The sequence below is a fragment of the Streptomyces fildesensis genome (assembly GCF_016107395.1).
In the GTDB taxonomy this organism is placed as follows: Bacteria; Actinomycetota; Actinomycetes; order Streptomycetales; family Streptomycetaceae; genus Actinacidiphila; species Actinacidiphila fildesensis.
This window is the reverse complement of the sequence record NZ_JAAIKO010000445.1, coordinates 1-212: the sequence shown is the minus strand read 5'-3', so window position 1 is coordinate 212 and position 212 is coordinate 1. Positions and strand designations below refer to the sequence as shown.

Genomic DNA, 212 nt, shown 5'->3' with positions numbered 1-212 from the left:
CTAGCACGCTGCCCTCTCACGGCAGTAGCGCCGGTTCGAATCCGGTCGGGGGTACTTGACACACCATGGGGTATGGTGTAATTGGCAGCACGAGGGTTTCTGGTTCCCTTAGTCTAGGTTCGAGTCCTGGTACCCCAGCGCAGTACCGCGTATGTTGAAGCAAGTGCGAGCCCCCGTTGTGTAGCGGCCTAGCACGCTGCCCTCTCACGGCA

The 212-nt window shown here is 60.4% G+C and carries 1 tRNA gene; it reads left to right on the top strand.

Annotated elements, in window-relative coordinates:
* The first annotated feature begins 66 nt into the window (after nt 1-66).
* Nucleotides 67-138: transfer RNA gene (locus C6N31_RS43425), tRNA-Gln, on the top strand.
* Nucleotides 139-212: the final 74 nt, after the last annotated feature.